The 12,034-nt window shown below is 61.2% G+C and carries 9 protein-coding genes; 3 read left to right on the top strand and 6 right to left on the bottom strand.

The features are described from left to right. Positions 1–128 precede the first annotated feature (128 nt). Together FFM53_RS18300 and FFM53_RS18295 are read left to right on the top strand one after the other, a co-directional pair. Positions 129–3,515: a hybrid sensor histidine kinase/response regulator gene (locus FFM53_RS18300; RefSeq protein ID WP_138330198.1), complete on the top strand. Its 3,387-nt coding sequence runs from the start codon at positions 129–131 to the stop codon at positions 3,513–3,515. After that, a complete protein-coding gene (locus tag FFM53_RS18295) occupies positions 3,508–4,425 on the top strand; it encodes a response regulator transcription factor (protein ID WP_138330197.1) in 918 nt (305 codons plus the stop codon). The genes FFM53_RS18300 and FFM53_RS18295 overlap by 8 nt, the downstream gene beginning before the upstream one ends. A 316-nt stretch (positions 4,426–4,741) precedes the next feature. On the opposite strand, the gene FFM53_RS18290 is transcribed toward FFM53_RS18295, so the two are convergent. The 6 genes from FFM53_RS18290 to FFM53_RS18265 form a co-directional block, all read right to left on the bottom strand. After that, positions 4,742–5,863 carry a branched-chain amino acid ABC transporter substrate-binding protein gene (locus FFM53_RS18290; protein ID WP_138330196.1) on the bottom strand — a complete coding sequence of 374 codons (1,122 nt, stop codon included), beginning with the start codon at positions 5,861–5,863 and terminating at the stop codon, positions 4,742–4,744. Positions 5,864–5,983: 120 nt separating this feature from the next. Then, on the bottom strand, positions 5,984–6,337 hold the full coding sequence (locus tag FFM53_RS18285; protein WP_138330195.1) for a DUF6867 family protein: 354 nt from the start codon (positions 6,335–6,337) through the stop codon (positions 5,984–5,986). Between the two features lie 19 nt (positions 6,338–6,356). Then, complete coding sequence (locus FFM53_RS18280; protein ID WP_003542336.1) at positions 6,357–7,100, bottom strand: ABC transporter ATP-binding protein; 744 nt, start codon at positions 7,098–7,100, stop codon at positions 6,357–6,359. Then, on the bottom strand, positions 7,100–7,975 hold the full coding sequence (locus FFM53_RS18275; protein WP_012758697.1) for an ABC transporter ATP-binding protein: 876 nt from the start codon (positions 7,973–7,975) through the stop codon (positions 7,100–7,102). The genes FFM53_RS18280 and FFM53_RS18275 overlap by 1 nt, the downstream gene beginning before the upstream one ends. Then, on the bottom strand, positions 7,975–9,366 hold the full coding sequence (gene livM, locus FFM53_RS18270; protein ID WP_138386792.1) for a high-affinity branched-chain amino acid ABC transporter permease LivM: 1,392 nt from the start codon (positions 9,364–9,366) through the stop codon (positions 7,975–7,977). Before livM ends, FFM53_RS18275 begins: the two co-directional genes overlap by 1 nt. A 4-nt stretch (positions 9,367–9,370) precedes the next feature. Then, positions 9,371–10,273, bottom strand: a complete 903-nt coding sequence (locus FFM53_RS18265) for a branched-chain amino acid ABC transporter permease (protein WP_003542342.1) — start codon at positions 10,271–10,273, stop codon at positions 9,371–9,373. Between the two features lie 544 nt (positions 10,274–10,817). Between FFM53_RS18265 and cysQ the strand changes: the two genes are divergently transcribed. Continuing rightward, positions 10,818–11,615 (top strand): 3'(2'),5'-bisphosphate nucleotidase CysQ, encoded by a 798-nt coding sequence (gene cysQ / locus FFM53_RS18260; RefSeq protein WP_138386791.1) that lies wholly within the window; start codon positions 10,818–10,820, stop codon positions 11,613–11,615. Positions 11,616–12,034: the final 419 nt, after the last annotated feature.

Here is a 12,034-nt window from a genome sequence, read left to right as displayed (position 1 = left end):
TGACAGTTCAATTGCAAAAATATTGCCATTCTGTGAACCAGCCGGTGCCTGCCTCTTGCCTTTCCCAACCATCCCGCCAAAACTGCCGGAGAGACGATGAGCCCAACCGGAATGCCGGAAAGGAAGACATGGCAGCGCGCCAACGCATCATTCCGGTAAGACGCGAATATAATCGCTGGGTCGCCAACCAGACGCTGGAAGATTACGCGCTGCGCTTCACTGCCAAGAGCGCCCGGCATTTCTCCTCGCAGCGCATCTCGCAGACCGCGATCGGCGCGATCTCCTTCCTGGCGCTGGAGGCGATCGGCGGCGCAATCACCCTCTCCTACGGCACCACCAACGCCTTTTACGCCATCATCGTCGCCTCGATCGCCATGCTGGCGATCGGCCTGCCGATCAGCCGCTACGCCATCCGCCACGGCGTCGACATCGATCTTCTGACGCGTGGCGCGGGCTTCGGCTATATCGGCTCGACCATCACCTCGCTGATCTATGCGAGCTTCACCTTCATGCTGTTTGCGATCGAGGCATCGATCATGTCCGGGGCGCTGGAGCTCACCCTCGGCATCCCGCTCTGGATCGGCTACATCATCAGCGCCGTCATGGTGATCCCGCTGGTGACGCACGGCGTACGGCTGATCAGCAAGTTCCAGCTGATGACCCAGCCCTTCTGGATCGTGCTGAATATCCTGCCCTTCATCTTCATCGCCCTGTTGGACTGGGAAAAATTCGATCTCTGGCGCGCCTTCGCCGGCATCCGCCATGCCTCCGGTCCGCCCGGCACCATCGCCGAATTCGATCTGGTGGAGTTCGGCGCGGCCTCCGCCGTCATCCTGGCGCTGATGTCGCAGATCGGCGAACAGGCCGACTTCCTGCGCTTCCTGCCGCCGGACCCGCAGCGCAAGTGGCGCCACCGCCTGGCGATCTTTCTCGCCGGGCCCGGCTGGGTCATCATCGGCGCGCCGAAGTTGCTTGCCGGCTCCTTCCTGGTCGTGCTGACCTTCACCTCGGGCGTCCCCCTCGATCGCGCCGCCGACCCGGCGCAGATGTATCTGACCGCCTTCGGCTACATGGTCCCCTGGCATAATGGCGCGCTGCTGTTGATGGCCGCCTTCGTCGTCGTCTCGCAGCTGAAGATCAATGTGATGAACGCCTATGCCGGTTCGCTCGCCTGGTCGAACTTCTTCTCGCGGCTGACCCACAGCCATCCCGGCCGCGTCATCTGGCTGGTCTTCAACGTCGCAATCGCCCTGCTTTTGATGGAACTCGGCATCTACCGGCTGCTGGAGGAGACGCTCGGCATCTTCTCGATCATCGCCATGGCCTGGCTCTGCACGATCTCCGCCGATCTCTTCATCAACAAGCCGCTGGGGCTGGCTCCTCCCGGCATCGAGTTCAAGCGTGCCCACCTCTACGACATCAACCCGGTCGGCCTCGGCGCCATGACGCTGTCGGCGACGGTGTCGCTGATTGCCCATTTCGGCGCCTTCGGGGAGATCGCCGCCTCGCTCGCTCCCTATATTACGCTGGTCATTGCGCTGGTCGCCTCGCCTGTCATCGCCTGGGCAACGAAAGGCAAGTTCTATCTCGCCCGCAAGCCGCGCCAGAGCTGGAAGAACCTGGCGAACATCACCTGCTCGGTCTGCGAGCATCCGTTCGAGCCGGAGGACATGGCCTGGTGCCCGGCCTATGCCGCGCCGATCTGCTCGCTCTGCTGCTCGCTCGACAGTCGCTGCCACGACATGTGCAAGCCGGCTGCCCGTTTCAACGCGCAGGTCGGCACCGTCGCCAAGGCGTTGCTGCCGGAAGCCATTCTGGGGAAGCTGGCGACGCGCCTTGGCCGCTACGGCATCGCCGTCGTGCTGGCATTGACCGCCATCGGCGCAATCCTGGCGATGATCGCCCATCAGGTCGCCTCCGCCTCGCCCGAGACGGGTGAGGTCGTCAATCGCACCATCCTCATCGTCTTCTTCGTCTTCTCGGTGATCTCAGGCGTCGTCTGCTGGTTCTATGTGCTCGCCCATGACAGCCGCGTCGTTGCCGAGGAGGAATCCTCACGCCAGAACACGCTGCTGCTGAAGGAAATCGCCGCCCACAAGAAGACCGACGCCGCCCTGCAAAACGCCAAGGAGACGGCCGAGGCCGCCAACCGCGCCAAGAGCCGCTACGTCGTCGGGCTCAGCCATGAATTACGCACGCCGCTGAACGCCGTGCTCGGCTACGCCCAGATCCTCGAACGCGACGAGACCATCCCGGCGCCGCGCCAATCCTCGATCAAGGTCATCCGCCGTAGCGCCGAACACCTCTCCGGCCTGATCGACGGCCTGCTGGATATTTCGAAGATCGAGGCCGGCCGCCTGCAGGTCTATTCCAACGAGATCAACATCCAGGATTTTCTCGACCAGATCGTCGATATGTTCCGCCCGCAGGCGCAGGCAAAGGGGCTTGCCTTCATCCATGAGCGCGCGCCGGCCTTGCCGCAATTCGTCCGCACCGACGAAAAGCGCCTGCGCCAGATCCTCGTCAACCTGCTCTCCAATGCCATCAAGTTCACTGACGAAGGCAGCGTCACCTTCGATGTCGGCTATCGCAGCCAGGTCGCGACCTTTACCGTTGCCGATACCGGCCGAGGCATCACGGAGAAAGACCTGCCCCGTATTTACGAACCCTTCCAGCGCGGTGAAGCCGAAAGCGTGCGGCCGATGCCGGGGCTCGGCCTCGGCCTCACCATCACCCGGCTTCTGACCAATACGCTCGGGGGCGAGATCTCGGTTTCAAGCGCGAAGGACGAAGGCTCGACCTTCCGCGTCCGGCTGATGCTGTCTGCCGTCACGCGCGCCGTGGCCGCAGCGCCGCAGGAGAAGCGCATCGTCGGTTATGACGGCCCGCGCCGCACGGTCGTCGTCGTCGACGACAACGAGGACCACCGCGAGATGATGCGCGAGATCCTGGCGCCGCTCGATTTCATCGTGTTGACGGCGGCAGGCGGCGGCGAATGCCTGACGCTGATCGAGGGCATCATGCCGGACCTTTTCCTCGTCGATATCCTGATGCCCGGCATGAACGGCTGGCAGCTCGTCTCGCGTCTGCGCGAGGCCGGCCAGACGGCACCGGTGCTGATGCTCTCGGCCAATATCGGTGACGCGGCCGTTCTCAGCGACAGTGACGACAGCCACAATGATGCGATCGGCAAGCCGGTCGACATCCGCCAGCTGCGCGACAAGCTCGCCCTGCATCTTGGCCTGACATGGATCTATGCCGATGCCACGCCAGCCGTTCCTGTCAAGATCGAAGCGCCGATGCTGAGCCCAGGTGCTGCCCATGTGCAGGAATTGCTGCGGCTCGGCGAGATCGGCTATATCAGAGGCATCGAAGCCAAGCTTTCGGACCTTGCCAAGGTGGAGGCAAATCAGCCATTCACGGAGGAACTTCGCGCCTATGTCGCCGCCTTCGATCTCGCCGGCTTCATGACCTTCCTGCACGACTTCGACGAAAAGGTGGAATCCATTGGCTGAGCCGGCCCTCCCCCGCGACATCGTTCTGCTCGTCGACGACTCGGCCGAAGCACTCGGCTTCATGACCGACGCGCTCGAACAATCCGGCTTCTCCGTGCTGATCGCCACATCGGGCACGGCGGCACTTGGTATCGTCGAGCGCATCACGCCCGATCTCATCCTGCTCGACGCCGTCATGCCCAGCATGGACGGCTTCGAGACCTGCCGCCGGCTGAAGGCGAATGCCGCGGTGGCGCAGGTGCCCGTCATCTTCATGACCGGCCTGACCGAGACCGAGCATGTCGTGCACGCGCTGGAATCGGGCGGCGTCGATTATCTCAGCAAGCCGATCAATATCGACGAACTGCGCGCCCGCATCCGCGTCCATCTGCGCAATGCCCGCTCGGCCCAGAGCGCCCGCGTGGCGCTCGACGCAGCCGGCCGCCATCTGCTGGCAGTCAAGGGCGACGGCGCCATCCACTGGTCAACGCCGCAAGCGACACGCCTGGTCAATGCCGCCATGGGCAGCGATGACGGCATGGAAATCGTCGTCCGCCATATCGCCGGCTGGATGCGCGACCGCGTCGCCGCGGTGCGCGACGGCATCATCTCGATCGCCCATGCCGGCCAGGCGGCGCTGCAGCTCGCCTTCCTCGGCGCAATCGGCCCTGACGAATATCTCTTCCGCCTCACCGCCGCCAATCAGCGGAGCGACGACGAGGTGCTGCGCCAGCGCTTCTCGCTCACCCAGCGCGAATCCGAAGTGCTGCTCTGGATCGCCAAGGGCAAGGCCAACCGCGACATCGGTGAAATATTGGGATTGTCAGCGCGGACGGTGAACAAACACCTCGAACAGATTTACGTGAAGCTCGGCGTCGAGAACCGCGCCTCGGCCGCCGTGAAAGCCACGCACGTGCTGTACGAGATGTAAGAGGGTGATGGAGGCTGGTTCCGTGGCGCTGCCGAGATGCCGTGGGACCATGACGGTCTCCATTCGCCGAAGCGCCTCGGCACATCAGGTTCCGCCTCGTAAACGTCAAGCCCACCCCCCGGATCGTACCGTTTTTCGCCGTCAGCAACCCCCCAGTGAAGCGAGCTGCCGGGCGCCATAACGCGCCGTCTTCGTGGGATCGATCGATGAGCGATTGCGGCACGGTAGCCAGGCCGGAATTGAAACACCCGCCAAAAGAAAGAAGCCCGGTCGGAACCGGGCTTCGATAATCGTGTCCCATAAAGGGAAGCGAGGCTTACATGCCCTGCGGGAAGTAGCTGTACTTGCCGTCCGGACCCTTCTTCCATTCGTACATGATGTAGCCAGGAATCTTCGGGTCGCCCTTTTCGTCGAACGAAATGTCGCCGAGAACGGTCGGGAACGGGCCCTTTTCCTTCATGGCCTTGGCAACGGCCTCAGGATCCAGCGAACCGGCAGCCTTGGCGGCCCCAGCGATCGTCTGCATCGCAGCGTAGGAATAGAGCGTGTAGGCTTCCGGATTGAAACCAGCGGCCTTGAACTTTTCGACGAGTTCCTTGTTCGCAGGGTTCGCCGCCGGATCGGGGCCGAAGGTGTTCAGCGTACCGGCGACGGCGTCGCCAGCGATCGAGGCCAGTTCGTTCGAAACGATACCGTCACCCGAAACCAGCGTCGCCTTCAGGCCCTGGTCGGCCGCCTGGCGGATAATGAGACCGGCTTCGGTGTGCAGACCACCCCAATAGATGATCGAGACGCCGGCTTCCTTCATCTTGGCGATGAGGGCCGAGAAGTCCTTGTCGCCGACGTTGATGCCTTCGTAAATGACTTCCGTGACGCCAGCGGCATTCATAGCCTTCTTGGTTTCGTCGGCAAGGCCCTGACCGTAGGGGGTCTTGTCGTGAACGACAGCGATCTTGGCGTCCTTGAAATGATCGGCAAGATATTTGCCGGCGATGGCACCCTGCTGGTCGTCACGGCCGCAGGTGCGGAACGTGTTCCAGAGGCCCCGCTCCGTGAAGGTCGGGTTCGTCGCGGCCGGGGTGATTTCGAGGATGCCGTTTTCGGCATAGACTTCCGAAGCCGGGATCGAAACGCCCGAGTTGAAGTGGCCGATGACAAACTTGACGCCGTCAGCAGCGAACTTGTTTGCGACCGAAATGCCCTGCTTCGGGTCGGAGACGTCGTCGCCGAGCTCGATCTTGATCTGCTCACCGTTGATGCCGCCAGCCGCGTTGATGTCGGCGGCTGCCTGTTCGGCACCCTTCTGGAGCTGAGCGCCGAACGCGGCGTTCGGGCCAGTCAGTGGACCAGCGACAGCGATGAGAACGTCGGCCCACGCGTTGCCGCTGAAGGCGACCATCGCCGTCAGAGCCACTGCCGACAGAAGAGACTTCTTCATATTATTACTCCCAATTTTTGGGCGGGTTCCGGTCCAAGGCCCAGCGCACTACCCACCATTGACTGCGCCAGGAAAGCTGTTCCACTCGGAAGGCAATTCATGCCTAGTTTCAACGGACTGTCAATGTTTGTCCTTCCACGAAAACGCGGAAGTTTTTTCGTACAGCCAGTAATAGTTGTTAACCATCTGATTGGTGCGGCGGTAGCGGAAGCCGGCCGTCGAGAACACCAGCAGCGTCACGAAGTCGAGGATATAGTAGAAGGTGTTGAGCATCGGCCCGTTGAACAGGGCATGATGCAGGAACTGCATCGCCCAGGCGAGCAGAAATGTATAGACGATGACCAGCGGATAGTCGCTCCAGCCCTCGGCAACCGCTTTGCCGGCGCGCCAGGCCGTCCAGAAGCCTAAGAGCAAGACGATGACACGGATCGCCACAAGGGGGCCGGCATCCGCTTCGAAGAAAAGTCCCTGCATGTCAAACTCTCCTTTCGACCTAGTGTCTTCCGCCTTCGAGATAGGCGGCGCGGACCTCGGGATTAGCAAGAAGCTCCTTGCCGGAGCCGCTCATCGTCACCTTGCCGTTCACCATCACGTAGGCGCGGTGAGAAAGCCTGAGGGCAGCGAACGCGTTCTGCTCGACGAGGAAAACGGTCAGCCCCTCCGCCTCGTTGAGCTTCCTGATCGCCTCGAAGATGCCCTTGACGATCAGCGGCGCAAGACCGAGCGAGGGTTCGTCGAGAAGCAGCAGCTTCGGGCGCGCCATCAGCGCGCGGCCGATCGACAGCATCTGCTGCTCGCCGCCCGAAAGTGTTCCACCCCGCTGGGCGTGACGTTCCTTGAGACGCGGGAAGAGCGTGAAGATCTTCTCGACGTCTTCGGCGAAGTGTTTCAGATTATCGAGGCCAGCGCCCATCTGAAGATTTTCCAGAACCGTCATGCGCGGGAAGATGCGGCGGCCTTCCGGCGACTGCGCAATGCGCAGACGGGCGATTTCATGCGTCGGCATGCGGGTGATGTCGCGGCCCTCAAAGACCACCGAACCGGTGCGGGCCTGCGGGCTGCCGCAGATCGTCATCATCAGTGTCGACTTGCCGGCGCCGTTGGCGCCGATCAGGCTGACGATCTCGCCCTTGTTGACGTGGACATCGACGCCGGCCAGCGCCCGGATATTGCCGTAATAGGTTTCGACGCCATTCACCTGAAGGAGCGGTTGACCCGTCATTACTTCATCGCCCATCAGTTTGCGCCTCCTTCGAGCTGCTCGACGGCTGCGATCACCTCTTCCACTTCTTCATCCTCGACGCCAAGATAGGCCGCGATGACCCGCGGATCGTTCTTCACGTGATCCGGTGTGCCATCGGAAATCTTCTGACCATATTCGAGGACGACGACGTGGTCGGAGATTTCCATGACCACAGACATGTCGTGCTCGATCAGGAGGATCGACGTTCCGGTTTCGGCGCGAATGCTCTTCAGCAGCGCGTTGAGCGTTGCCGATTCCCGTGGGTTGAGGCCGGCAGCCGGTTCATCCAGGCAAAGCAGCTCCGGGCCGGTGCACATGGCGCGGGCGATTTCGAGACGCCGCTGGGCGCCGTAGGGCAGGTCGCCGGCGGGGTCGTCGGCGCGGTCGATCAGGTCGGCCTTCTCGAGCCAGAAACGGGCGAGCTCGATTGCAGCAGCCGCTTCCCGCCTATAGGGGCCGACACCGATAAGGCCGAGGATCGTATAACCCGATGCCTTCATCAGCTTGTTGTGCTGGGCAACCAGCAGGTTTTCGAGAACGGTCAGGCCGGAGAACAGCCGGATGTTCTGGAAGGTGCGTGCGACCTTGGCTTCCCTGGTGATGCGAAAGTCCGGCAGGCGCTCCAGCAGGTATTGCTTGCCACTCTTCTGGTTGAACGTGATCATGCCCATCGTCGGCTTGTAGAAGCCGGTGATGCAGTTGAAGACAGTGGTCTTGCCGGCGCCGTTCGGCCCGATCAGCGCGGTGATATCGCCACGCTTGGCTTCGAAGGAGAAGTCGTTGATGGCCATCAGGCCGCCGAACTTCATCGACAGGTGTTCGACCTTGAGAAGAGTGTCGTCAGACATCGTATTCGTTACGGGGCTCATCAACCATGGCCCTCCTTGATGAAGCTTCCGGATATCGCCTTGCGCTCTCTGAGGAAGGCTGTCGGCTCACGCGAGCCGACGAAGCCGCGCGGCTTGAACAGCATGACGACGACCATGGCGAGGCCGAAGATCAACATGCGGTATAGTTCCGGCGTAAAATCTGGTCCGAAGATGAGTTTTAGGAAGCTCATCTCGCGCAGCAACTCGGTGCCGCCGACCATGACGATGGCGGCGATCGCGATGCCGGTCAACGACCCCATGCCGCCAAGGACAACAATGGCGAGAATGACGGCCGATTCCAGGAAGACGAAGGATTCCGGCGAGACGAAGCCCTGGCGGGCGGCGAAGAACGAGCCGGCGAAACCGGCAAACATCGCGCCCGTCGCAAAAGCGGTGAGCTTGGTCGTCACCGTGTTGATGCCGAGCGAACGGCAGGCGATCTCGTCTTCACGCAAAGCTTCCCAGGCGCGTCCAATCGGCATGCGGCGCAGCCGGATGGTGACATAGGCCGTCAGCATGCAGAGCGCCAGGATCAAATAGAACAGGAAGATTTTGTAGTAGGCCGAGGAGATCGGCAGGTTAAAGAGCTTGGCAAAGCCGCCGGCCGTCGCATCGAAGGGAATGCCGAAGAGTGTTGCCTTCGGGATGCTCGAGATACCGAAGGTGCCTTTCGTCACTTCAGTCCAGTTGATGAGGACGAGACGAATAATCTCACCGAAGGCGAGCGTCACGATGGCAAGGTAATCGCCGCGCAGGCGCAGCACCGGGAAGCCGAGAATGACGCCCCAGAGTGCCGCGAAGATGCCCGAAAGCGGCAGCAGCACCCAGAAGGACAGGCCGAAATAGCTCGAAAGCAGCGCGTAGGAATAAGCGCCGACGGCATAGAAGGCGACATAGCCGAGGTCGAGCAGGCCGGCGAGGCCGACGACGATGTTCAGCCCCCAGGCGAGCATCACATAGATCAGGATCTGGATGCCGAAATTGTCGACATATGTCAGCGAGCCCTGAGGGCCTCTGATCGCCACCACCACCATGGGATAAAGCAGCAGCGCGATCAGCGCGATCTTCAGGAAATGCCGGTGGAAGAAGCTCTTCTCGGTCGAGATGGCGAGCTCGCCCTCGCGCGCCTTGCTGAGCTTGCGGCGGTCGATATTCGGCCTGATGAAAACGACCATGGCGAAGCGGCCGATGGCGGCGACCGCGACGAAGATCGCAAGCAGGCCCCAGCGCTGGACAATGATCAACTCGTTGCTGATGTTCTGGTCGGTCTTGAGGCCGACATAGAGAACGAACATGCCGAACGACAGGACGGCGGCGAAAAGAGCTTCGGTAAGGCCTTTGCGGACAAGTCCGGCATCGGGCTTGCCTGCAGAATTTTCGATGTTTGCCATGACGTTATACCTTCTCGACTTCCGGCCGCCCGAGGATGCCGGTCGGCTTGAAGATCAACACGAAAGCCAGGATCGCAAAGGTCGCGACGTCCTTGTAGGCGATGGTGAAGTATGCGGACCACAGCGACTCGATAAGGCCGATAAGGAGGCCGCCGAAGACGGCGCCGGGCAACGAACCGATACCGCCGAGAACGGCTGCCGTGAAGGCCTTCACACCAGGCGTGAAGCCGTCGTTAAACGAGGCGACGCCATAATACATCAGGTACATCGTGCCGGCCACGGCCGCGAGTGCCGCACCCATAACGAAAGTGATCGAGATCGTCTGGTCGACGTTGACGCCGAGCAGCGCTGCCATCTTGCGATCCTGCTCAGTGGCGCGCTGGGCGCGGCCGAGTGCCGTACGATTGACGATGTACCAGAAGATCGTCAGCAGCACTGCGGTGATCACGATGATGATGATCTGCTTCAGCGACACCGAGATGTTGCCGAACTGGTAGACCGAGCTCACCATCGGCGGGATCGGCTTGTTGCGTGGACCCTGCGTCACCTGGATGAAGTTGGACAGCGTGATCGACATGCCGATCGCGGTAATCAGCGGCGCCAGGCGGAAGGACCCGCGCAGGGGCCGGTATGCGACGCGCTCGATCGTCCAATTCCACAAACTCGTCATCAGCATCGCAACGACAAGCATCACCAGCAGCAGAACGGCCACCGGGAGACCTGCGAAGATGGATGTGAGGACGAGGAAGACGATAAGAGCGGCGAAACCACCAAGCATGAAGATGTCGCCATGGGCGAAATTGATCATGCCGATAATGCCGTAAACCATCGTATAGCCAATAGCCACGAGGCCATAGATGGATCCGAGCGTCAGCCCGTTTAAGAGCTGCTGGACGAAATACTCCATATGTCGTTTTCCCCTGGATGCGAGCCGAAAATGCTGCATCTCTTTTTGGTTCTTCAGTTCTCCGTTTCAGAGAACCTCATAGGCCGAATGCATAGCGGTTTCGTTGGAAATGTGAAGACAAAAAGGATTTACTTCGACAGATTCTTGTCTGAACAGGCCTAAATGGCGCGTTTTGAACCAAAATCCACAGAAAAACGGCAGAGCGGGGCCTATTTTTAGCCAGAAACCGCCACTGGGTTAACCATCCGGAGATATCGCCGTCGATTTCTTGCGCCGCTTGCTGCGTAAGCTATTCCACAGAATTGGGCGATGGAGCAAATTCAGACCCCAAGGCAGCCTCTTTGACGAATGCCATTTCACGAGCGATGCCCGCTTCTTCGTCTGACAAGGCTGAAAACTTATGGTAGCATCATCAGGCTTTGTATTGAGGGATGCGGAGCATGACGGGGAACACCATATAAACTTGCGTATCTGGTTGTGACAGGGATGGTTTGCGGACGAGCGACAGCGGGGTGCTCGCCGCGTGGCGAACGGCAAAAGGACAATGCTGAGGACATTTGAAAAGGCGGCGCTCGAAGCCGGCAAGGCCATCATCACGGTCTTGCGCGAAGGCTTCCCCGTCGCCATGAAGGCGGATGCAAGTCCGGTCACGATCGCCGACGAGGAGGCCGAACGCATCATCCTCGCTCATCTCGCCAGAGATTATCCCGAAATACCGGTGGTGGCGGAAGAATCGGTCGCCGCCGGAAGAGTGCCCGACATTGCCGGGCGAGGCTTCTTCCTGGTCGACCCTCTCGACGGCACCCGTGAATTCGTCGACGGACGACAGGAATTCACCGTCAACATCGCCTATATCGAGAACGGCGCCCCGGTGGCCGGCATCGTTTATGCGCCGGCGCTGGGGCTTGCCTTCTCGGGAGAACGCGGCCAGGCCGAAAGGCTCGTCGTCATGGACGATTTCACGGTTGGCGCACGCAGCGCAATCACGGTGCGCGAACAGCCGGACGACAGGCTGGCGCTTGCAAGCCTTCGTCACAACAGCCCGGAGACCGGAAGCTTCCTCGCCGACCACGCGATCTTCAAATGCACCAATATCGGTTCCTCTCTGAAGTTCTGCCTGCTCGCCGAAGGCAAGGCGGACGTCTATCCGCGTTTCACCCGCACGATGGAATGGGACACAGCGGCTGGCGATGCGGTGCTGCGCGCCGCTGGCGGTTCGACGGTGACGCTGGACGGAACGCCGCTGACCTACGGCAAGACGGGAACGGCCGCCGATTTCGACTTCGCCAACCCGAACTTCATCTCCTGGGGCGGCAGGAAACGCGTCCTCGAACCGGCGTGATCCCCCGCGGGAATCGCTGAATACCGGCAGGCGGCACAATCCTTTGCATCGCCGCCACGCGTCCAGGCGTGCCGCGACGATCCGCGATCGACCTCCGGCCGCCCCCTTACCCACGAACATCCTCCCCCCTGCGGGTCCGGAAGCGTGTCCACGATCCCATTTCCCGCTGTGAGTGATTCGCGCGATCGGGCCTCACCAAGTGATTCTGGCCGGAAACTCGTCGCTCTGCATCGTTTCCGGACGCTATACCGCCACCCAACTCGCCTTGATTTTGTCACATTCTGACACGGCTTCGACACCGATCGATATCTTCATCAGAAAAATTTCGCCTCGTCTGCCGTTAAGAAATACGCTTGAGAGCCATGGGCCAAGTGTCGAAACGGTACGTCGCCAGCCCCCGGCGAACCCCTCCAAAGGCC

Source organism: Rhizobium indicum, assembly GCF_005862305.2.
Classification (GTDB): Bacteria; Pseudomonadota; Alphaproteobacteria; order Rhizobiales; family Rhizobiaceae; genus Rhizobium; species Rhizobium indicum.
The sequence above is the reverse complement of the archived record's forward strand: the minus strand, read 5'-3'. Positions and strand labels throughout refer to the sequence as shown.

Excerpts from the sequence above, each read along its gene's own strand:
- livM (WP_138386792.1), bottom strand. The coding sequence starts at position 9,366 with ATGGCAAACATCGAAAATTCTGCAGGCAAGCCCGATGCCGGACTTGTC.
- FFM53_RS18285 (WP_138330195.1), bottom strand. The coding sequence starts at position 6,337 with ATGCAGGGACTTTTCTTCGAAGCGGATGCCGGCCCCCTTGTGGCGATC.
- FFM53_RS18280 (WP_003542336.1), bottom strand. The coding sequence starts at position 7,100 with ATGGGCGATGAAGTAATGACGGGTCAACCGCTCCTTCAGGTGAATGGC.
- FFM53_RS18275 (WP_012758697.1), bottom strand. The coding sequence starts at position 7,975 with ATGAGCCCCGTAACGAATACGATGTCTGACGACACTCTTCTCAAGGTC.
- FFM53_RS18265 (WP_003542342.1), bottom strand. The coding sequence starts at position 10,273 with ATGGAGTATTTCGTCCAGCAGCTCTTAAACGGGCTGACGCTCGGATCC.
- FFM53_RS18290 (WP_138330196.1), bottom strand. The coding sequence starts at position 5,863 with ATGAAGAAGTCTCTTCTGTCGGCAGTGGCTCTGACGGCGATGGTCGCC.
- FFM53_RS18300 (WP_138330198.1), top strand. The coding sequence starts at position 129 with ATGGCAGCGCGCCAACGCATCATTCCGGTAAGACGCGAATATAATCGC.
- cysQ (WP_138386791.1), top strand. The coding sequence starts at position 10,818 with ATGCTGAGGACATTTGAAAAGGCGGCGCTCGAAGCCGGCAAGGCCATC.